At 59.6% G+C, this 20,631-nt stretch carries 17 protein-coding genes; 12 read left to right on the top strand and 5 right to left on the bottom strand.

Features of this window, described 5'->3' with window-relative positions; all coding sequences use genetic code 11:
- Window positions 1–28: 28 nt before the first annotated feature.
- Together dnaN and dnaA are read right to left on the bottom strand one after the other, a co-directional pair.
- Entirely contained in the window at window positions 29–1,135 is a 1,107-nt protein-coding gene (gene dnaN / locus EDC30_RS06815) for a DNA polymerase III subunit beta (RefSeq protein WP_132258053.1), read from the bottom strand.
- 233 nt (window positions 1,136–1,368) lie between these two features.
- Window positions 1,369–2,754 carry a chromosomal replication initiator protein DnaA gene (gene dnaA / locus EDC30_RS06810; protein ID WP_132258051.1) on the bottom strand — a complete coding sequence of 462 codons (1,386 nt, stop codon included), beginning with the start codon at window positions 2,752–2,754 and terminating at the stop codon, window positions 1,369–1,371.
- A gap of 408 nt (window positions 2,755–3,162) precedes the next feature.
- Here dnaA and rpmH point away from each other — a divergent pair, with 408 nt between their 5' ends.
- The 7 genes from rpmH to EDC30_RS06775 all read left to right on the top strand — a co-directional run bounded on the left by rpmH (window position 3,163) and on the right by EDC30_RS06775 (window position 13,704).
- A complete protein-coding gene (gene rpmH / locus EDC30_RS06805; protein WP_132258050.1) occupies window positions 3,163–3,297 on the top strand; it encodes a 50S ribosomal protein L34 in 135 nt (44 codons plus the stop codon).
- Window positions 3,298–3,318: 21 nt separating this feature from the next.
- Complete coding sequence (gene rnpA / locus EDC30_RS06800; RefSeq protein WP_132258049.1) at window positions 3,319–3,705, top strand: ribonuclease P protein component; 387 nt, start codon at window positions 3,319–3,321, stop codon at window positions 3,703–3,705.
- Window positions 3,702–3,959, top strand: coding sequence for a membrane protein insertion efficiency factor YidD (gene yidD / locus EDC30_RS06795; protein WP_132258047.1), 258 nt, complete (start codon window positions 3,702–3,704; stop codon window positions 3,957–3,959). The genes rnpA and yidD overlap by 4 nt, the downstream gene beginning before the upstream one ends.
- Before the next feature lie 39 nt (window positions 3,960–3,998).
- Window positions 3,999–5,642, top strand: a complete 1,644-nt coding sequence (yidC, locus tag EDC30_RS06790; protein WP_132258045.1) for a membrane protein insertase YidC — start codon at window positions 3,999–4,001, stop codon at window positions 5,640–5,642.
- A 109-nt stretch (window positions 5,643–5,751) separates the two neighbouring features.
- Window positions 5,752–7,140 (top strand): tRNA uridine-5-carboxymethylaminomethyl(34) synthesis GTPase MnmE, encoded by a 1,389-nt coding sequence (mnmE, locus tag EDC30_RS06785; RefSeq protein ID WP_132258044.1) that lies wholly within the window; start codon window positions 5,752–5,754, stop codon window positions 7,138–7,140.
- Window positions 7,141–7,354: 214 nt separating this feature from the next.
- The gene (locus EDC30_RS06780; RefSeq protein WP_132258043.1) at window positions 7,355–11,695 is read left to right on the top strand and encodes an autotransporter domain-containing protein; all 4,341 of its coding nucleotides are present in this window, start codon (window positions 7,355–7,357) and stop codon (window positions 11,693–11,695) included.
- Window positions 11,696–11,706: 11 nt separating this feature from the next.
- The gene (locus EDC30_RS06775; RefSeq protein ID WP_132258041.1) at window positions 11,707–13,704 is read left to right on the top strand and encodes a PKD domain-containing protein; all 1,998 of its coding nucleotides are present in this window, start codon (window positions 11,707–11,709) and stop codon (window positions 13,702–13,704) included.
- Between the two features lie 62 nt (window positions 13,705–13,766).
- Here EDC30_RS06775 and EDC30_RS06770 read toward each other — a convergent pair whose 3' ends face one another.
- The gene (locus EDC30_RS06770) at window positions 13,767–14,504 is read right to left on the bottom strand and encodes a FecR domain-containing protein (protein WP_132258040.1); all 738 of its coding nucleotides are present in this window, start codon (window positions 14,502–14,504) and stop codon (window positions 13,767–13,769) included.
- 179 nt (window positions 14,505–14,683) lie between these two features.
- Window positions 14,684–16,504: a tetratricopeptide repeat protein gene (locus EDC30_RS06765; protein ID WP_132258038.1), complete on the bottom strand. Its 1,821-nt coding sequence runs from the start codon at window positions 16,502–16,504 to the stop codon at window positions 14,684–14,686.
- Here EDC30_RS06765 and EDC30_RS19450 point away from each other — a divergent pair.
- From EDC30_RS19450 to EDC30_RS06750, 5 genes are all read left to right on the top strand, one after another.
- Window positions 16,503–16,652: a hypothetical protein gene (locus EDC30_RS19450; protein ID WP_165973756.1), complete on the top strand. Its 150-nt coding sequence runs from the start codon at window positions 16,503–16,505 to the stop codon at window positions 16,650–16,652. The genes EDC30_RS06765 and EDC30_RS19450 overlap by 2 nt on opposite strands.
- Window positions 16,653–16,656: 4 nt before the next feature.
- On the top strand, window positions 16,657–17,340 hold the full coding sequence (locus EDC30_RS06760; protein ID WP_132258037.1) for a response regulator transcription factor: 684 nt from the start codon (window positions 16,657–16,659) through the stop codon (window positions 17,338–17,340).
- Window positions 17,330–18,598, top strand: coding sequence for a sensor histidine kinase (locus tag EDC30_RS06755; RefSeq protein WP_132258036.1), 1,269 nt, complete (start codon window positions 17,330–17,332; stop codon window positions 18,596–18,598). The genes EDC30_RS06760 and EDC30_RS06755 overlap by 11 nt, the downstream gene beginning before the upstream one ends.
- Before the next feature lie 105 nt (window positions 18,599–18,703).
- On the top strand, window positions 18,704–18,853 hold the full coding sequence (locus EDC30_RS19445; RefSeq protein ID WP_165973755.1) for a hypothetical protein: 150 nt from the start codon (window positions 18,704–18,706) through the stop codon (window positions 18,851–18,853).
- The gene (locus tag EDC30_RS06750) at window positions 18,853–19,566 is read left to right on the top strand and encodes a phosphatase PAP2 family protein (protein ID WP_132258035.1); all 714 of its coding nucleotides are present in this window, start codon (window positions 18,853–18,855) and stop codon (window positions 19,564–19,566) included. Before EDC30_RS19445 ends, EDC30_RS06750 begins: the two co-directional genes overlap by 1 nt.
- On the opposite strand, the gene EDC30_RS06745 is transcribed toward EDC30_RS06750, so the two are convergent.
- Window positions 19,553–20,521: a CAP domain-containing protein gene (locus tag EDC30_RS06745; RefSeq protein WP_132258034.1), complete on the bottom strand. Its 969-nt coding sequence runs from the start codon at window positions 20,519–20,521 to the stop codon at window positions 19,553–19,555. The genes EDC30_RS06750 and EDC30_RS06745 overlap by 14 nt on opposite strands.
- Window positions 20,522–20,631 lie beyond the last annotated feature (110 nt).

Here is a 20,631-nt window from a genome sequence, read left to right as displayed (position 1 = left end):
CCCCTTTGCTCGATTGCGCATTGCTGTATCAAATGCGCATCGGCATGACGACATATTTGAAGTCGGCATTGTCGGGGATCGTGATCAGCGCCGAGGAATTGGCGTCGCCGAGCGCGATGTTGATATTGTCGCACTTCAGGTTATTCAACACGTCCAGCAGGTACGTGACGTTAAAGCCGATATCGATGCTGTCGCCGCCGTAATCGATTTCGATTTCTTCGACGGCTTCTTCCTGGTCGGCGTTGGTCGAGCTGATCTTCATGCTGCCGGGCGAAACGATGCAGCGCACGCCCTTGAACTTATCCGACGTCATGATCGCGGCGCGCTGCAGCGATTGCAGCAGCGTCACGCGGTCGATGGTGAAGTTGTTCTTGTAACCCTTGGGAATGACGCGGGTGTAATCCGGGAACTTGCCTTCGACCAGTTTCGAAATCAGCTCGATATCAGCGAACGCGAGCTTGACCTGGTTGGTGGCGATTTGCAGTTCGACCGGGGTATCCAGGTCTTCCAGCAAGCGCTGCAATTCCAGGATGGTCTTGCGCGGAATGATGACTTCCTGGCGCGGGAATTCTTCTTCGGTCTCCACCTGGCAGAAAGCGAGACGGTGGCCATCAGTGGCCACGGCGATCACGTTCTTGCCATCGACCACCAGCAGCAAGCCATTCAGGTAATAGCGGATATCCTGCTGCGCCATCGAGAAGTGCACCATGTTGAAGAGGTGCTTCAGGGTTTTTTGCGGCAGCGTGACCTTGGCGTTGAACTGCTCGGCTTCGGCCACGGTCGGGAATTCTTCAGCGGCCAAAGTTTGCAGGGCAAAGCGCGACTTGGCGCTCTGGACCGTCATGCGCTTGTTGGCCAGCGACAGCGACACATCGGTCGAATCGGGCAGGGCACGCAGGATGTCGAGCAGCTTTCTCGCCGCGACGGTAGTGGCGACCGACTCGCCGCCGCTGCCGACATCGGCGTGCGTGGTGATCTGCACTTCGATATCGGTCGACAGGAAAGAAACGCGCTCGCCTTCCTTGCGAATGAGGATATTGGCCAGAATCGGCAAGGTGTGCCGACGCTCGACAATACCACTCACTATCTGCAGGGGCCGAAGCAGCGTATCTCGGGTGGTTTTGACCAATTGCATAGTTATATCCCTGATAGTGATTGAGAAGGTAAAACTCGTTTATATGCTTGCAACTGCAGGCAATTGCATGGAAAAACGTAAATCGGACATGCGTCGATAAACCTCCATGATTGTAAAATTGCCGCCGTTAAAAGCACACATTTATAAGTATCAATTTTGACTAAAAATCCTTAGTCTGACCACCAATTTATTTCTTACTTATCCACAAGCCGGAAGGCAAAACCCCAAAGCCGTTATCCCTTGAGGGTTTGCTCCAGCACATGCAATTCATGATTGATTTCAGGATTCTTGGCGCGATCCTGAGCAATTTTCCGTACGGCATGTAACACAGTGGTATGGTCGCGCCCGCCGAACAATTCGCCGATTTCCGGCAAACTCTTCTGGGTTAATTCCTTGGCAAGATACATGGCGATCTGGCGCGGCCGGGCAATATTGGCCGGGCGCTTCTTGGAATACATGTCGGCGACCTTGATGTTGAAGAAGTCGGCCACGGTTTTCTGGATGTTTTCCACCGAAATCTGCCGGTTCTGCACTGTCAACAAGTCTTTCAGCGCTTCCTTGACCACATCGATCGTGATGTCCTTGCCGTGGAAGCGCGAGTACGCCAGGATCTTGCGCAGCGCGCCTTCCAGTTCGCGCACGTTGGAGCGCAAGTGCTTGGCGACGAAGAAGGCAACATCGTCCGACAGGGGCGTGCCTTCCTGTACTGCTTTCTTTAACAAGATCGCCACCCGCATTTCCAGCTCGGGCGGTTCGATGGCAACCGTCAGTCCGGAGTCGAAACGGGAAATCAGGCGGTCATCCATGCCGGTGATTTCCTTCGGATAAGTATCGCTGGTGATGATAATTTGTTTCTTTGCTGCAATTAGTGCTTCGAACGCATAGAAGAATTCTTCCTGCGTGCGGTTCTTGCCAGCAAAGAATTGAATATCATCGATCAGCAACAGATCGAGCGAATGGTAATAGCGCTTGAAATCGTCGAAACCCTTGCGCTGGTAAGCGGTCACTACGTCGCGAACGTACTGTTCTGCGTGGATGTAGCGGATGCGTGCATTGGGATTGTCGACCAGGAGCTGGTTACCGATGGCGTGGATCAAGTGAGTTTTACCCAGGCCTACGCCGCCATACAGGAAGAGCGGGTTGTACGATGTACCGGGGTTGCTGGCGACCTGGATAGCGGCGGCGCGCGCCAACTGGTTGGCCTTACCGGTGACGAAACTCTCAAAGGTCAGGTCCGGGTTGATGCGGCTTTGTTCGCGACGCGGCGTGACGACCTCGACCGGGATATCCTGGAACGCTGGCGGCACGGAGGCGGGAGCCGCGCCGCTTGCCTGGGGCATGGCGGGCGCACTGGCCACCGGCTTTTTGGCGGCATTGAGCCGCGGGTCGAGGACGAATTGCACTTCGACCGGGCCATCCCAGTGCTGGCTGGCCAATTCATGAATGCGACTGGCGAACTGGGTCTTGACCCAGTCCAGTTTAAAACGGTTGGGCGCAGCGATGCGCAGCAAGCCATCCTCGAAATCCAGCGGCGCCAGCGGCTTGATCCAGGCATTGAATTGTTGCGGAGTCAGTTCCTGCTCCAATTGGGCGGAACAAGCCTGCCAAAAGTTTTCCATGTATTACTTGAGTGTCCAGATTAGGGATGCGCATTGCTGCAGTCGGTCGTCTCATCGTGCACACGTGGTGCACAGGCGATGGGGCTAGGCCAGAGGCGGGATAGTGCTGAGGCGACCGGAATTTCACGCTATTTTACTCTTCTTGGGCAAAGTTATCCACAGGCAGCGTATCAATTCCCATGTTAATCAGTTGCCATTTCGCATGCTTTATGCATGCTAAGTGATTGACAGGCAAGCGGAAAGTGCTGTCTAATTCTGGGTTCGCCGCCCGTTGTGTCGATGATGCACTGCGCTGTTGAGATTTTTGTTCGATTTGCGACAGCCGAGAGCGTTGCTGTGGTATGCGCCACGAACCGAGAACAAGACACTGGCGTTCCCACTTACTTTTAGCAGATTAGCGAGATAACAATGAAACGTACTTTCCAGCCTTCCGTCGTCCGTCGCAAGCGCACCCACGGCTTCCGTCAACGCATGGCTACCCGCAATGGCCGCGCTGTCCTGAACGCGCGTCGCGCCAAGGGCCGCAAGCGCCTGGCTGTCTAAGCCGGGACGAGCTTTCCCTGCGTGAAGCGCGATCGTTCGCAGGACTTCGCCCGCGATCGGCGCATCGTAAAAACGGATGAGTTTTCATCCGTTTTTCGTTTGCGGCCGGTGCAACGCAGTGCGCATTTCGTACTCTATACCCGGACCAACCGCTTGCCGCATGCCCGGCTGGGCGTCGTCGCCGCCAAGCGGCTGGCGCCGCGCGCCGTGACCCGCAATGCGATCAAGCGCGTGACCCGCGAGCTGTTTCGTCAGATGTCGCTGCCGCCGCTGGATTGCATCGTGCGGCTGGCCAAGCCGGTCAACGCCAAGAGCGCGCCGGCCAGTTCGGCAGCCTTGAAGGCAGCCTTGCGCCAGGAGTTGCAGAAGTTGTTCCAGTCGCAAATGCCGCCGGAGATGTCCTCATGAAAAGCTTGCTGATTCTGCTCGTGCGTGCCTATCAAGTATGCCTGAGTCCGTTTCTGGGGCAGAATTGCCGCTTTTATCCGAGCTGCTCGCATTACGCCATGGAAGCCATCGGCCGGCATGGCGCGCTGAAAGGCGGTATGCTTGCGGCGCGCCGTCTGTGCAAGTGCCATCCGTGGCATCCAGGCGGAGCCGACCCGGTGCCGGAGCACTGGCCAGACAAGCCGGCATCAGGCCCTGCCTGCCGCCATCACTGAATTCTTACATTAACAGTCCAACAAGCGACCAATAAAGCCATGGATATCCGACGTACCTTCCTGTGGGTTGTGTTTGCGATGTCAGTCATCCTGTTGTGGGATAACTGGATGCGTTACAACGGCAAGCCATCGATGTTCTTCCCCACTTCGACCCAGCAGCAAGCCAAGCCTGCCGCCGGCGCAGGCAGCGATGCCAAGTCGGATGCGCCGCAAGCCGCCCAGGCAGCTGCCGCCGGCACGCCGGCCAACGCTACGACGCCGGGCGCCGAAGCGCCTGTCAAAACCGAACGCATCACGATTGCCACCGATCTCTTGAAAGCCACGGTCGATACCCTGGGCGGCAACCTGGTGCGCCTGGAACTCTTGCAGCATAAGGAAGGCAACGAGTCGGACAAGAATGTGCTGCTGTTTGACGAAAGCCGCCAGTACTTCGCCCAGACGGGCTTGATCGGCGGACCGTTCCCCAACCATAAGACGCCTTTTTCGGCCTTGCCGGGCGCACGTTCGCTGGATGGCGGCAATCAGGTGCAACTGGTGCTGGAAGCGCAGCAGAATGGCGTCAAGCTGGTGAAGACCTTCACCTTCACGCGCGGCAGCTATGTCATCGACGTCAAGCAGCAGGTCGTCAATAACAGCGGCGCGCCAATCACGCCGACCGCGTATCTGCAGCTGACCCGCGACAACAGCAAGCTGCCGGGCGAATCGAAGTTCTACAGCACCTTCACCGGCCCGGCCGTGTATACCGATGCCGAGAAGTTCCACAAGATCAGCTTCGACGATATCGAAAAGGGCAAAGCGCCCAAGGCTACATCCTCCAACGATGGCTGGGTCTCGATGGTGCAGCATTATTTCGTCTCGGCCTTCCTGCCGCAGGATAAGGCGCCGCGCGAAATCTATACCGATAAAGTCGCGCCGAACCTGTATGCGGTGGGCACCAAGGTGCCGATGGGGACCGTTGCGCCGGGTGCCACAGCTTCTGTCGATGCGCAACTGTACGCCGGCCCGCAGGAATCCGCGCGCCTGGAGAAGTTCGCACCGGGCTTCGACCTGGTCAAGGACTATGGCTGGCTGACCGTGATCGCCAAGCCGATCTTCTGGCTGATGACGCAGATTCACAAGGTGATCGGTAACTGGGGCTGGACCATTATCGCCCTGACGGTGTTGATCAAGCTGGTGTTCTTCCCGCTGACTGCCGCCAGCTATCGCAGCATGGCCAAGATGAAAACCGTCACGCCGAAGATGCAAGCGATTCGCGAGCGCCACAAGGGCGACCCGCAAAAGATGAACCAGGCGATGATGGAGCTGTACAAGACCGAGAAGATCAATCCGCTGGGCGGCTGCCTGCCGATCCTGATCCAGATGCCGGTCTTCATCGCGCTGTACTGGGTACTGCTGGCTTCGATCGAGATGCGCAACGCGCCGTGGATCGGCTGGATCCATGACCTGGCGTCGCCCGATCCGTTCTATATCCTGCCGGTCGTGATGGCAGCGTCGATGTTCTTGCAGACCAAGCTGAATCCGACGCCGCCGGACCCGATGCAGGCCAAGATGATGATGTGGATGCCGATTATCTTCTCGGTGATGTTCTTCTTCTTCCCGGCTGGCCTCGTGCTGTACTGGGTGGTGAACAATATCCTGTCGATCGGCCAGCAATGGTTCATCAATAAGAAACTGAAGGCGTAAGCCGACTGAAAGCAACGTCATGCATTGACGTTGTATTTCAACCATAGCAAGCCCGCGGTCTCGCATCGCGGGCTTTTTTCTTATGCATGCCTTGGCATAGAATCAAATCATGAAATTCGATACTTCTCCTATCGCAGCCATCGCCACCGCTCCCGGACGCGGCGGCATCGGCGTAGTTCGCGTCTCCGGCAAGGATCTGTCGCCAGTCATCGAAGCGGTGTGCGGCCTGGCTTCAGGCAAGCAGCTGCAGCCGCGCCATGCTACCTATTTAAGTTTTTTGAATGATGACGGCAGCATCATCGATCAGGGTCTGGCGATTCATTTCAAGGCGCCGCATTCCTACACCGGTGAAGATGTGCTGGAACTGCAGGGGCATGGCGGGCCGGTGGTGCTGCAAATGTTGTTGGCACGCTGCCTGCAGGCGGGCGCCGGCATTGGCTTGCGCCTGGCTGAGCCGGGAGAATTCACGTATCGCGCTTACCTGAACGACAAGCTCGACCTGGCGCAAGCGGAAGCGGTCGCCGACCTGATCGATGCGTCCACCGAAGCGGCGGCGAAGTCGGCCACCCAGTCGCTGTCGGGTGAATTCTCGAAAACCATCAATGCGCTGGTGCAGAAGGTAATCAACCTGCGCATGCTGGTGGAAGCGACGCTGGATTTCCCGGAAGAGGAAATCGACTTCCTGGAAAAATCCAATGCGCGCGGCCAGCTGGCCGCTATTCGCGCGTCGCTCGAACACGTGTTTTCCCAGGCGTCGCAGGGCGCCTTGCTACGCGAAGGCTTGAACGTGGTGCTGGCGGGGCAGCCTAACGTCGGCAAATCTTCGCTGCTGAACGCACTGGCCGGCTCGGATGTGGCGATCGTCACGCCCATTGCCGGCACCACGCGCGACAAGGTCACCGAGACCATCCAGCTCCACGGCATTCCGCTCAATATCATCGATACCGCGGGCATTCGCGAACTGGATAGCCACGGCGATGAGGTGGAGCGCATCGGCATCCAGCGCACCTGGGCCGAGGTGGAGAGAGCCGATGTGATCATGCATATGCTGGATGCCGCCCGCGGGCCGACTCGCGCCGACGAAGAGATCGCCGCGCGCTTTCCTGCGAATGTGCCGGTGGTGCGGGTCTGGAACAAGATCGACCTGTCGGGCCACAAGCCGGCCGCGGAAGAGCAGGCGGACGCCACCCATGTTTATTTATCGGCATCCGAGCGCACCGGCGTGGATTTGCTGCGCAATGAATTGCTGCGCATCGCCGGTTGGCAGCAGACCGGCGAATCGCTGTACCTGGCGCGCGAGCGCCACCTGATCGCGCTGAAGCAGGCGCGCTTCCATCTGGACGCGGCGGCCGAGCATGCCGCGACTTCCGACCAGGCGTTGGATTTGTTTGCCGAAGAATTGCGGCTGGCACAGGAGAGGCTCAACAGCATCACCGGGGAATTCACGCCGGATGATTTGCTGGGCGTGATTTTCAGCCGGTTTTGTATCGGGAAGTAACAAGCCACTTCTTATAGCGACACCCCAATTTGGTGCATTTCTCCCTGCCTGACCGCGAGTATTAGCTTAGGCGACAGCGATACAACACATTCGGCCTGAGCCTAGTGTTTCGTGTTCATATGGCAAATTCGCAATGCTACACTCGCGGGATATTTCGATATCAAAATAAGCGGCGCCCTTGAGCGCCGCGCCTTATCAGGGCAGGGGAGTGGCAATGCACATTGCTGACAATGGGCCGGCAGGCAGGGGGATCGTTTGCGCCGGACGCATGCATACATGGCTGGCAGGCCGGTATGTGCTCATGTTATTGGCCTTTATGCCCGCGCTGGCCCTCGCGTGGCCCCATGCCGCGCACGCACAGACCACAAGCGGTAGTAGCGCAACCGGGGCAACGCTCTGGGGACCTACCGGAAAGAACTGCGCTTCCTGCCATGGCAGTACTCCTGCGGATGCCCGTTTCAATGCCGCGAACGCCGGCGGAGTCATTACCTGGGCGAATACGGCCAATAGCATGGGCATGACCTTCACGACTGCCGAGCGCAATGATATTGCCGCCTATATTGCCAGCTTCGTTCCCAGCACGGCGCCATCAAATCAAGCCATCCCGCACAATACTGCCACCGATTTTACGATCCCGAATTTTTCACTCGGCGCCTCGCACGCATTTGATACCCTGCAGGTCGTCAGCGGCCCGTCAAAGGGAAGCGTCAGCTTCAGCGGCACGACTGCGACATACACGCCGGCAACCGGACAATCCGGGGCGGATAGCTTTACTTACCAGGCAACCGGGCCAGGCGGCACATCCAACGTGCGCACGGCTACCGTCGTCATCGCTTCTCCTCCTGCCCCCGTCATTTCCAGCGCGGGCACTGCCAGCGGCTCCACCTCGGTTGCTTTTGGCGGCTACCAGATCACGGCTAGCAATAGCCCAACCAGCTACGGCGCCACCGGCTTGCCGCCAGGGCTGTCGCTCAACACCTCGACCGGCTTGATTTCCGGAACGCCGACTACGGCGGGCACCTATAACGCCACTATTTCCGCCACTAATGGCAGCGGCACCGGTAACAAGGCCTTGGTCATAACCATTGCGCTGTCGCCCCCCGTCATTAATAGCGGGCTGACCGCAACCGGCTCTACCGGCACGGCATTTTCACCCTACCAGATTACCGCAAGCGATAGTCCGACCAGCTTCAATGCCACCGGCTTGCCGCCCGGATTGAGCGTCAATACCACGACGGGCGTCATTAGCGGCACCCCAACGCTGAATGGCGCGTATAACGTCACGATCTCTGCGACGAATGCCAGCGGAACGGACAGCAAGACGCTCGTCATTACCATTTCACTCTCGGCCCCGGTGGTCAACAGCGTATTGACGACCAGCGGCACCGCCGGCGTTGCTCACCCGGGTTACCAGATCACGGCCACCAATTACCCGACAAGTTACAACGCCACCGACCTGCCGCCGGGGATGTCCGTCAATACTGCCACCGGATTGATTTCCGGTACGCCGACGGCAAGCGGCACCTTCAACGTCACGATCTCGGCATCCAATTCCACGGCTACCGACAGCAAGACGCTGGTCTTCACCGTGGCCCTGGTCATTACCAGCGCCAATACTGCTAGCGGCACTTACAATCAACCATTCAGCTATCAGATTGGCGCCAGCCCCGGCACCACGAGTTACAACGCCAGCGGCTTGCCAGCGGGGTTGTCGGTCAATACGGCGACCGGTCTGATCGCGGGGACTCCAACCAGCGCCGGAGTGACGCTCGCCACCATCAGTGCAACCAGTGCGGCCGGCACCAACTCCATGGGACTGACCATCAGTATCAGCCCCGGCGGCGGCAATGTCACGGTCACGACGCCGTTCAACACGCCTGTCAGCATTCCCTTGCCAGCCAGCGCACCGGGCAGCCAGGTCAATATCACCACGGCACCCGCACACGGCACAGCTCCCACGCCCGCCGCCAGCGTCACCGCCGTCTTGTACACCCCGACCAACGGCTACAGCGGCGCCGACAGTTTTGCCTATACGGTAACGGGAGCGGGCGGCACTTCCGGGCCGTTCACGGTTTCCATTACGGTCGATACGCTGGCGCCAAGCGCCGCCACGACGACAATGACGGTGCCCCTGAATACGGCGGCCACGCTGGACCTGGCGCCATTCATTACAGGGTCATCAATCAGCGGCGTGTCGATTGCCGCCAGCCCGTCGCATGGCACGGTGACGGTCAACGGCACGCGCGTCACTTTCACGCCTGCCAATAACTACTTTGGCACGGACACCTTTTCCTATGTCGCATACGGTAATGCCGGCACGTCAGCGCCTGCCGTGGTCAACGTGACTGTGGCCGGCCGGCCCGACCCAACCAAGGATGCTGCAGTGACTGCGATGGTGCGCGCCCAGGTGGAGACAAGCCGGCGTTTTTCGCGCGCGCAGATATCCAATTTCCAGACCCGGATGGAATCGTTGCACCAGCGTCCGCTCGCCAGCGTCGGCGAGGCAGGTGGCGGCAATGGCACCGCTTCGGATTTCGCAAGCCGTCAGCGCACCGCACGCGGCCTGTCAAGCGCCGGCGCAGCTTTCCCGGCTCAGCAACAGGCTGGCGCGATGTCGGCGGCTAGCAGCAATACGGGCGCCGCCTACCGTCCTGCTGCCTCGCTATCAGCAGACCCGATGGCAGGACTGAATCCGGCTTCGGTATCGTCGGCAACTCCGGCGACAGCCGTCGCCACGCTGGCGTCGGCCATTTCCGCTGCCGGCGGCAATACCAATGAATCGATAGCCTTGGGCCAGGCGCTGACAATGGCAGCGAATGCGTCGCAGAGCGCCACGCTCAATTTCTCTTCGAATGGCGGCATGGCTGCCGAGGATGGCGGCATCGATGTATGGGTCGGCGGCGGCGTGCGCTTCGGCTCGCGCAATCCGGACAGCAGTACCGGGCATAGCTTTTCGACGGATGGCGTGAGTGTCGGCGCCGATTACCGCGTCAACGACAGGCTGGTCGTAGGCGGCGGCGTCGGCTATGGCCGCGATACCACCGAGATCGGCATCGATGGCACGAATAGTCGCGGCAAGAGCACGACGGTAGCCGCCTATGCCAGCTACCAGCCGAGCGACAATACGTATCTCGATGGCGTGATCGGTTATGGCCAGATCGATTACAAGACCGAACGCTATGTCGCGCCGCTCAATGACTTCGCCCGCAGCAGCCGCTCCGGCGACTTTGTCTTCGGTTCGCTGACGGCAGGTTACGAATTCCAGACCGATGGCATTCGGCTGTCGCCTTACGGTCGCCTGGATGTGGCGCAGCACTGGCTGCATGCTACAACGGAGAGCGGCGCCGGCGCTTACGCATTGAGGTATGGCAGCCAGACGATCCCGAGCGTGCAACTGGCTGCCGGTCTGCGTGCCGAAGCGGCGCATGAATCGCGTTTCGGCCTGGTATTGCCGCGCATGCGCATCGAATATCAGCATGAATTCAAGGGCGAGGATGCCGCCGTCTTTTCGTATGCCGACCTGGCGGGCGGGCCGGTGTATACGCTGCCTGGCAATTCGCAGCGGCGCGGCTCGCTCGTGCTCGGCGTCGGCAGCGATATCATGCTGGGACGCGGCCTGACCTTGAGCCTTGACTATCAACTGCAGCGCTCCACCGGACAGGAAAACATCCAGGCTGTTCTGCTCAAGCTGGTCAAAAATCTCGATGGCAAGAACAATGGCTTGCTGACCTCTTCGGCCTTCACTACGGCGTCTCTAGGCATCAAGGTCGATGTCTGGGGCACCTTTGATGACAATATCAATCGCGCCAGTGCAGCAGCCGATATCCGCCAGGACCGCTCGATCGGCGTCAATCTTTCCAAGAGCATGGTGGTCGCCAGAAGCGAGAATACGCGCGTATTCCTGAATGCTGTCGCCGGCGCCGAGCGCTTCAAGACGTATGCCGCGCTGGACAATATCTACCTCGGCGGCGACGTGGAATGGCAATACCGCGCCAACGGAGACTATGACTCGGCGATCTGGAGCCTGTTTGGCAGCGTCAAGGGCACGAACTTCGAATCGGATCAGCGCGACGGCTACCGCTATTCGGCAGGCGCAAGCGTGCGTCAGACGCTGACCGACCGCATCACCTTGTTCGGCGCGCTGCAGCGCAATTGGCGCCATGCCGACAATCCGGTGTTTGGCGGCAGCGAATATTCCGCGCGCTTCAACCTCGATTATGCCGCCTCAACGTTCGGCACCTTCTACTTTGGCGGCGAATACCGCGACGGCGACATCGTGTCCAGCGGCACGCATACGCTGGCCAATGTCAATATCGCCCGGATGTTTGCCCCGGATAGCGCTTTCCTGCGCGATGGTTTTTATGCCTACCGCTTCACCGGCAAGACCGTGATTTTCACGCTGGGCTACAACTATGCGATCGGCACCAAGGACTCGCTCGATATGTCCTGGCGTCGGGCAAGGTCGACACCGGACGCCTCACCCGGGGTGCCTGGGATCGGCACGCCGCGTTACGTCGTCAACCAGTTTTCCCTCATGTATCTGAGCAGCTTCTAAAGGCATTTATTGTGAATACCCGAATTCTCCATGCCGGCCTGGCTACCCTGACTTGCGCCCTGTTGCTGTCGGCTTGCGGCGGTGGCGGAGGCGAGAGTAGCAGCGCGACAGTCGTGGCGGCGCCTGTGCAGTCTGCGGCGACGACCGGCCCTGACATGTTCCTGTTGTTCCCGAACGCTATCCGGCTGGATGACGGTACGCTGGAAATGAATACGCCAGCCTATGCGCAGGCGTATTACGAGGCGATCGATCCGAACAATGACAAGGATACGCTGGCCAAGTGGAAGGCTGCCAATGGCTTCGGTACAACGGCGGGCACGCTGGGCGAAGTCTCGGCGACCTTCGGCGACGTCCGCGATCTGGGATATGGGCGCCGCATGTCGGCGCGACAAAATCCGGATGGCACGATCGCGATGTTCGTCGAAAATTACCAGGTCAATGCCGGCGAGGGTTACACCTATACCCGCCTGAATCTGGATGCGGCCGTGGCGGCGGTGCAGGGCGGCGGCGCCAATGGCACACGCTCGGACAACCGTTGGCACATCGGCACCAACGCCATTGAATTCAGCCCGGGGCCGAATGGCGGCGCTCCCTTCGTCAAGTTTTACACCTTCAGCCCGACGACCGGCCAGCGCGAGCTGGTCGCGGACCTCGATGGCCGCGGCAACAAGGCCATGCCCGGCATTTGCATCAACTGCCATGGCGGCCGCGGCGATCCGTTGACGCCTGCGGGAGCGGATGGCAAACCCTTGTTCCCGCTGGCGCAGAACTCCGTGTCGCAGCATCGCGGCGACGTGCAGGGGCGCATGCAGATGTTTAATCTCGATGTGCTCGATTTCGCCGCAACACCCGGGTTTACCCGTGCCGAACTGGAGCCGGTGCTGAAATCCATGAACCGCATGGTGTTGTGCAGCTATCCCTTGTCGGCGCCTTCCGCATTACCGGAAGATGCCTGCCGGCCTGCCGCTTCGGTCGCGGCCAGCAACGAGTGGCAAGGCACCGCGGCGCAAATGCTCAAGGCGGCGTATGGCGGCGATGGCTTACCCAATGCGAATTTTTCCGACACTTATGTGCCAACCGGGTGGCTCACTGCCGGCCAGTCGACCCTGTATCGCAATGTCGTGCGCCCGGCCTGTATCACGTGCCACAGCGTGCGCGGCACCGGTAATCAGTCCGAAGTGGATTTCATGTCGTATGCCAAATTCCAGGGCTATTCCGACCGCATCAAGGCGCATGTCATCGAGCGCGGCAACATGCCACTGGCGAAGATCGTCTATGAGGATTTCTGGGCATCGAATGCGCCGAACGAGCTGGCAGTGTGGCTGGAGAGCCTGGGGCTCGGCTATGCAGTGCGCGATAGCCAAGGTTTAGCCCTGCGTCCAGGCCGCCCGATAGCGGACCCGGGGCCGGATAGGACGGTTCGCCGTGGCCCGGTTACGCTCTCGGCAGCCAACAGCTTGTATGCCTCGACCTATAACTGGACGATCTCCAGCAATCCGGGCAACGCCGCCAGCCTCACCAACGCTTCATCCGCAACGCCGACCTTTAACGCGACGGCCGACGGCACGTATCTGGTGCAACTGGTGGCAAGCAATGGCGCGACATCGAGCGCGCCGGTAACGCTGAAACTGGTAGTGAACAACGGCTTGACGCCGGCGCCTTCCGCGATTCGCTTTGCCGACGTCAAGACCGTGCTGCAAAGTGCGGGCTGCACGACGTGCCACACGACGACGGCGGTGGCGCCGCGTCCGCCGCTATTCTTTACCGACATTGACCGCAATGGCGACAGTACCGTCGATGCCACCGACGATGCCTGGTTCTACAAGGAAGTGCGAGGCAGGGTCAACTTCGCCGATGTCGTTGCCAGCCCGCTGTTGCGCAAGCCATCGAATCATCATCACAACGGCGGCTTGCAGCCAGGCTTCGATAACAGCCTGGAGCCGGGTAGCCCGGGACGCGCCAACTATGATTTGATTCTCAACTGGATCTTGAACGGAGCGCCGCGGTAACGATAAAAAAGCCACGCAATGCGTGGCTTTTTTCATTCTGCTGCCGGGATGCCGCTGGCCGGTCAGTAGCTGCGGCGCGGCCCTTCGTAACTGTTGCCCGGGAAGTTGAACGGGGTGGTGCGGCCCACCAGCGTTTCAATCAGCATCAATTCCTGGTCGCTGTGGTTCTTGAAGCCGGCAGGGCGGATATTCTGGCCAGTCGGGCCGCCTGCAGTGATGTACACCGGCTTGTCGTGGTGCGACGCGGCGACGGTTTCCTTGCTGGATGGATCCGCGCTGGAAGCAATGTCGGTGACGCCGTAACAGGTGCAGAAATAAGTAAGTTCCGGTTCGGCTTCCATGTACCAGCCTGTGCCGCGAATGCCGATGACGGCAGTAGGCGTCTTCAGCGTAGTCGGCTGGTTGCGCGATACCGACAATAGCTTGCCGGTCAACAGACGCAAACCGGAAATGATCAGCGAACCATTCTCTTTCTTTTCGCCCGCCAGATCGAGCCGGCTATCGCTGCGCAGGATCATGGCATTGCCGCCGACGACGAACACGATTTCACTGTTCGGGCCGGTTTCGATCGTATCGGTCGGATTGATGAAGGTATCGAGCGTGGCATTCTTGCCATTGACCGTGACCCTGCCTGACAGCCGGTAAATCGACCGCCCTGCGGGAAGCGGCCCGGGCTTGCTGCCCAACAGGCTTTGGGCAAAGGCGCCGCCGGCTGAAAGCGTCGAACAAAAGATGCCCGCTGTGAGTCCCTGGATCAGCCAGCGGCGGCGCGGATCTTCAGCTTCTTCCAACCCTGTCATGACAGACTCCCCTTATTTTTATTAGGTAAAGAATGAATGGATGTGTCGCGTATTTAATATTTCATCCTAGCATATTTGATTATTGGAATTTCATTCGTGGCAAAGAAACAGCATCTGCGAAACCTTTGCGAGGTCTTCCGCATGCCAGCGCACTCGATAACTCGACTACCGGGGCGACGCTATAGGCGCGCAAGCGATAATTGCCCCGGCTTGCCGGCCCAGCTCTTGGCCTGCAGAGCTTTTGCAGCCGCCAATTCCTTTTCATCGCCGCGCTTGCGAAAGACTTCGGCGAGTCCATACAGCGCCCAGCCATTGTTTGGTGCTTTCGCCAGGCTGGCGCGGAAAGCCTGCTCGGCCCCGTCGGTGTCGCCATTTATCAGCCTGAGCGCGCCTAGCGACTGTCGCAGCGGGTAATACCAGTATGGCGGCTCCATATAGGCCAGCTTGTCTTCCAGCGTCACGGCTTGCTCGAAACGGCCGATGGCCGCCGGCAAATTGCCTTTGGCTTGATCGATGCGCGCGTCCACCACCAGCTGGGCAATCTGCAACACGTCTTCCGCCGGCACCTGCGCTTCATGCAGTTTGGCGAAGTCCGCCTGGGTGCGCAGGCGACCGATCGCAGCGGACTCCTGTGCCGCCTTTTCGGTATTTCCCTGCATGGCATACGCGACACCGCGCGCGTAGTGCCAGATGCCTTCGACATAGGGCAGGCCCGTGCCGGGCGGCGGCAATTTCAGGATTGCCTCCGGTCGACTGAATTGCGTATGCGCGAAATAGGGCGCGGCTTTGACCGGCTGGGCCAGCGCGAATTCCCGCGCCGCGTCATCGCTGACGATCGCATTGAGCTTGTCGGCCGCCTTGATTGCGGTATCGCCATCGCCTGCCATCTGCGCCGAAACCATCAGAAAATGCACGTTGTGCGGATAGTAACCCTGCGGATAGATGCCTTCCGGCTTTTGCGACGCGATGTAGGCTTCGTCGACGGCGACCGCTTGCCGGTTGGCCGCCAGCGAATCCTGATAGCGGCCGACGCGATAATAGATATGGGCCGGCATGTGCACCAGATGGCCGGCACCCGGCGCCAGTTTGCCAAGCTTCTCGGCATACGGCTCGGCGCGTTTCGGATCGGACGAGGCTTCGACCGTGTGGATATAGTAATGAATGGCGCCAGGGTGGTTCGGATTGGCTTTCAACACGCTCTCCAGCGTGGCGACCAGTTCCGCGGTTCTTCCCTTGGGCTTGGTGCCGCCGGCTTCCCAGTAATCCCAAGGCGCTATGTCCATGAGCGACTCTGCATAGAGCACGGCGAGGTCCTGATCCTTGGGATAACGTTTGGCGAGCAGTCCCATTGCATCGGCATAGGCGACATCGAGGGCGGCACGTTCGGCGTCGGGCGCATCGGAATAGCGCTTGGCCAGCGCTTCGATCAATCCCTGCTCGCGCGCACTGGCGCGATTCTGCAATGCCTGCGCTCGCTGCAGCGCCGCCAATGCCTTCGGATTGGCTTGCGGATCCATCGGCATGTTGATGTTCGGCCCCAGCGCCAGCGCTTCGCCCCAGAAGCACATCGCACATTGCGGATCGAGGCGTTGCGCGGCGCGGTAGGCACGGATGGCTTCTGCATGGTTGAAAGCGTAAGTCAGCCGCATGCCCTGGTTGAAGTATTGCTGCGCCAATGGCACGGAGGTCGTAATCGGAAACTGCAGCTTGCCCAGGTCTGTATATAACGGCGGATCTTTGACGTCACGCTTGCCGCCGCGTGCCTGGGTTTCGGGCAATTGACCGAGCGGCCGCAACTCGTTCTTTGTCGCTTGCGCCAGTTGCAGGAAAACCTTGCGGTTCGACGCTGCGCCTGGCGGTTGCGTGCAGAGTGCAGCATCCAGTCGGAGCAAGGTGGCTGGATCGATTTCCCGTGCCGCCGGCAGCCCGGCCTGTTGCAGGCTTGCGGCGAGCAGGGCGCCCGCCACCATGGCGCGCGGAAGTGATTTTCTGTGGATCATGGCAATTTCTTCCCAAGCAGGAGCCGGTTCAGGCGGCACGTATTCATTTATCATCGAAGCTTTTGCCGCAAATGCCAGCGGCAGCTCAGCGGGTTTTGTGCCCGCTCAAATCCGCCTGGATGTGTTAGCGTACGAATTTTTCCGATAAGCCAATGCAAATCCTGATCGTCGAAGACGACGCCACCATTGCCGACAATCTGTACGAGTTTCTCTCGGCGCGCGGCTATGGCGTCGATGCGGCGCCGAACGGCCTGACGGCGCTGCACCTGATCGCCACGCAGCATTTCGATGTCGTGGTACTGGATATCGGCTTGCCGGGAATGGATGGCCTGACCCTGGCGCAACGCATTCGCCAGGATGCCAAATCCGCTTTGCCGATTTTGATGCTGACGGCGCGCGATACGCTGGACGACAAGCTTGCCGGGTTTGGCGCCGGAGCGGACGATTATCTCGTCAAGCCTTTCGCGCTCAGGGAAGTCGAGGCGCGCATTGTCGCCCTGGTCAAGCGTGCGCAGGGGCGGGTAGTGGAAGCCGCACAACGGCTCGGCGACCTGGAATACGACCCTTTTTCCGGCGTGGCGACCTGGCGCAAGCAGGCGCTCAGGTTGCCGCCCAAATGCCTGAAGCTGCTGCAGACCATGCTGGCCCAGCCAGGGCGGCTGTTCTCGCGCGACGAACTGGAACAGATCGTATGGGGCCAGCCGCAAGCCAGCAGCGATACCTTGCGCAGCCATCTTTCACAATTGCGGCGCGAACTGACGCTGGAGGATGACCGCAGCATGATCGAGACCGTGCATGGGCGCGGCTATCGACTGGTGAATCCCGATGAGAAATAGCCTGCGCTGGCGCCTGGCATGGAGCCTGGCGTTGCTCTCGACCCTGGCCGTGCTGATCCAGGCCATCGCCCTGTTCGTCACGACCGAAGAGCAGGAAGAAGACATGATCGACGAGGTGGTCAATACCGCACTGGACTACTATGTCAGTCATTCTGATCGTGACGGTGGCCCGGCAATGCTGGCGTCGTATTCGGACCGCCTGCGCCTGTTCCGTACATCCAAAGACGTGGCACCTTCGCCCTTGCCGGCAAACTTTTCCGCCAAGCCGGCCGGCAATTACGAATGGTTTGTCGGGGACACCGAATATCACGTCGGCATACGCGAACAGCGGGGAGAGCGCTATTACCTTTTGTATGACGTCAGCGAACATGAGGAGCGCCTGGCGCGCCTGGGATGGCAATTGCTGGGCGGCGTCCTGCTGCTTGGCGTGACATCGCTGTGGCTGGGTTACTGGCTGGCTGGCCGCTTATTGTTTCAGCTGCAGAAAATCACCGATCGGTTGCAAAGGGATGATTCCGCTCCGCTGCACGACGCCGAGCTGGATCGCGAGGTCGGCTTGCTGGCGCGGGCGCTTGACGATTACCGCCAGCGCAATCGCGAGTTGCTGGCGCGCGAACGGGAATTTACCGCCAACGTCAGCCACGAATTGCGCACGCCGCTGACACGCGTGCGTACCAGCGCCGAGCTGCTGCTGGAGGAGCCGGCTCTGGATGAGCGTGCGCGCCAGCGGCTGGACCGGATTGTCACTTCCGCCGATGACATGGAAGGGCGCTTGCGCGGCTTGCTATTCCTGGCGCGCGAACTGGCGCTGGACGAGCGCGTTTCGCTGAATCTGCGGCAGCAGGCCGATGTCAGCGCCGGGCAGCATGTCGCGGCTTGTGCCGCCGCCGGCGTGCAATTGAATGTCCATGTGCCGACGAATACGATGGTGGATGCCGATCCTGCCCTGTTAGGCCTGCTGCTGGATAACCTGATCGGCAACGCCGTCCGCTATACCCGGCAAGGCAGCATCGACATCGATTTCCGTGACGGTGCGCTGATCGTTTCCGATACCGGGCATGGTATCGCGGCAGAACACCTGGCGCACGTGTTCGATCGACACTATCGGGCCAGTGATATTCCGGGCGGCATGGGGCTGGGCTTATCCATCGTCGAGCGGATTTGCCAGGCGCACGGTTGGCATTGCGGCATCGAAAGTGTCGCCATTCCCGGCGACCCGCACCAGGGGACCCGGGTGCACGTGCGCATGCGCGCCTGAGTGCGTACGCGTTACTCGCGCTCTTCACAACTCCATCACATTTTCGGAAGGAGTTGATCACACCCGCATTTCTATACTCCGACGCAACTCTTGGAGGAAATGCAGATGATCAAATTGTTCATGGCATGGCGCAGCCGCCTGCGGCACTATATGAAGCCGATTCCGGTCGACCGGAAGTGGCTGCAAGAAGCGATCGCGTTCTATCAGGGAACGTCCGAGCTGGTCAGCAATGGTCAGTATAGGAGCCTGCATTGATGCGTTTGCGACATGACGGTTGGATGCTGGCAGTCTCGCTGCTGCTGGCGCCGCTCATCTGGTTTGTGTTCAACCATACGGCGCTTGATCAGGCGATGATCGCGCCGTACTACGATGCGCATAGCCGCAGCTTCCCGTGGCGGAGCGATCCCTTCATGCAAACCGTCATGCATGACGGTTTAAAAATGATCGTCGTCGCGGTCGGCGTGGTCGTGTTCGGCGGTTTTGTGCTGACCTATATCATTCCGCAGTGGCGTCATCACCGGCGTCCCCTGATCTGGATGTTAGTGGCGATCGCGGGCAGCACGGAACTGGTTTCGTTACTCAAGCATGTCAGCGGCATGCATTGCCCCTGGGATCTGGCGGAATATGGCGGCTATGCGCCTTTTGAACGCTTGTTCGAGCATATGCCGGTGACGGGCGGCGGACGTTGTTTTCCCGGCGGGCATGCATCAGGTGGATTTTCTTTGATGGCGTTTTATTTCGGCCTGCGGCATGTGCATGCGCGCCGGGCGCAGATTGGCCTGGTCGTTGCGCTGGCGCTCGGCATGGCAATGGGCTGGGCGCAAATGATCCGCGGCGCTCACTTCCTGTCCCATAACGTCTGGTCGGCCTGGGTAGTCTGGACATTCATGGCCATGCTTTATCACTTGTGTCCTCCGCACGTCGCCAGGCCGAGTACGCCTGAGGACGCTGAGTTCAACGGGTCGTAAATGACCACGAGCGGGATACGGCAACGCCATCGACGAGCCCGGTGAATTGCACATCATAAGTCGTGTTCGGCGACAGCACGACCAGCGGCACGATTGCCGCAGCCGAGGGCGTGGTATGGGTGTCCGTTGTACTGCTCAGCAGCTTGACAGGGAGCGCCGCAGCACCGCGCGGTGCAACCGTGAATGTCTGCACCGTCACGTCGGACGTGATGTCGGCGTGCACGCTGATCGGGTAGCCGACTTCATTGCGGTCTTCGACCGGATCTGGCGATTCATAGTCGCTATAAAAAATCGTCGGCACATTCGTTTGCCCGTCGAACGGATACGCGACGATACGGCGGCTGCCAAGCCCTGCAGCCAAGCCATTGGTACTGGCCAGGTTGAGCGTGAAATAGGTGTACCCATCGGGCACGGTTGCCGTTCCCGCGCCGGCTTCGCGAAAACTGGGCTGAAACATCACGAACCGATGGTAAATCGCGGCAATCAAGTCTTCCGCCGCATTGAAGCCCGAGGTATCGCCGCTGGCGGAAATCACTTCGCCGAACGCATAGTCGCCGCGTAAGCCATATCCGGCTGCAACCAGCCGCTCCTGTACCGTTTCGCCGGTGAATCCGGAAAAGCCGCGTGTTTCTTCATGAGTGATGACATCATTGGCGCGCTGATAATCAGAATGGTTTTGTGCCGCCCGGTCAATGGCGCTATTGTGCGTCAATGCCGTCAAGCCCAGCTGGCTGCGGCGAAAGTTGGTCCAGTTGAAGCCGTCCGTCGACGTGTCGCCGGTGGCGGCCGGCGCTCCACTTTCCTGAACGACAGGCTGGTTCCCATTGGCAGGCGTATCAACAGCGTTATTAGCGATGCCAACGTCGCTATCGCTACTACCGCCGCCACATGCTGCGATGACTAATGAAAAACCAATTGCAACGAAAGCAGGTAGCGGACGGGAAATTTGGCGCATGGTTATTCTGTCTCTGAAAATTAAATAAATTTCAACAAATGAAAGTTGGAAAGCAAAAACATGAATTTGTATTAAGAATTCCAATACGACATCGGTGCAGCGCATTTGTT

Origin of the sequence: Paucimonas lemoignei, assembly GCF_004342585.1 — a bacterium.
GTDB lineage: Bacteria > Pseudomonadota > Gammaproteobacteria > Burkholderiales > Burkholderiaceae_D > Paucimonas > Paucimonas lemoignei.
The sequence above is the reverse complement of the archived record's forward strand: the minus strand, read 5'-3'. Positions and strand labels throughout refer to the sequence as shown.

Bases quoted from the DNA above. Each gene is read 5' to 3' on its own strand.
- dnaN (WP_132258053.1), bottom strand. From the start codon at position 1,135: ATGCAATTGGTCAAAACCACCCGAGATACGCTGCTTCGGCCCCTGCAG.
- dnaA (WP_132258051.1), bottom strand. From the start codon at position 2,754: ATGGAAAACTTTTGGCAGGCTTGTTCCGCCCAATTGGAGCAGGAACTG.
- rpmH (WP_132258050.1), top strand. From the start codon at position 3,163: ATGAAACGTACTTTCCAGCCTTCCGTCGTCCGTCGCAAGCGCACCCAC.
- yidD (WP_132258047.1), top strand. From the start codon at position 3,702: ATGAAAAGCTTGCTGATTCTGCTCGTGCGTGCCTATCAAGTATGCCTG.
- yidC (WP_132258045.1), top strand. From the start codon at position 3,999: ATGGATATCCGACGTACCTTCCTGTGGGTTGTGTTTGCGATGTCAGTC.
- mnmE (WP_132258044.1), top strand. From the start codon at position 5,752: ATGAAATTCGATACTTCTCCTATCGCAGCCATCGCCACCGCTCCCGGA.
- EDC30_RS06780 (WP_132258043.1), top strand. From the start codon at position 7,355: ATGCACATTGCTGACAATGGGCCGGCAGGCAGGGGGATCGTTTGCGCC.
- EDC30_RS06770 (WP_132258040.1), bottom strand. From the start codon at position 14,504: ATGACAGGGTTGGAAGAAGCTGAAGATCCGCGCCGCCGCTGGCTGATC.
- EDC30_RS19450 (WP_165973756.1), top strand. From the start codon at position 16,503: ATGGCAATTTCTTCCCAAGCAGGAGCCGGTTCAGGCGGCACGTATTCA.
- EDC30_RS06765 (WP_132258038.1), bottom strand. From the start codon at position 16,504: ATGATCCACAGAAAATCACTTCCGCGCGCCATGGTGGCGGGCGCCCTG.
- EDC30_RS06760 (WP_132258037.1), top strand. From the start codon at position 16,657: ATGCAAATCCTGATCGTCGAAGACGACGCCACCATTGCCGACAATCTG.
- EDC30_RS06755 (WP_132258036.1), top strand. From the start codon at position 17,330: ATGAGAAATAGCCTGCGCTGGCGCCTGGCATGGAGCCTGGCGTTGCTC.
- EDC30_RS19445 (WP_165973755.1), top strand. From the start codon at position 18,704: ATGATCAAATTGTTCATGGCATGGCGCAGCCGCCTGCGGCACTATATG.
- EDC30_RS06750 (WP_132258035.1), top strand. From the start codon at position 18,853: ATGCGTTTGCGACATGACGGTTGGATGCTGGCAGTCTCGCTGCTGCTG.
- EDC30_RS06745 (WP_132258034.1), bottom strand. From the start codon at position 20,521: ATGCGCCAAATTTCCCGTCCGCTACCTGCTTTCGTTGCAATTGGTTTT.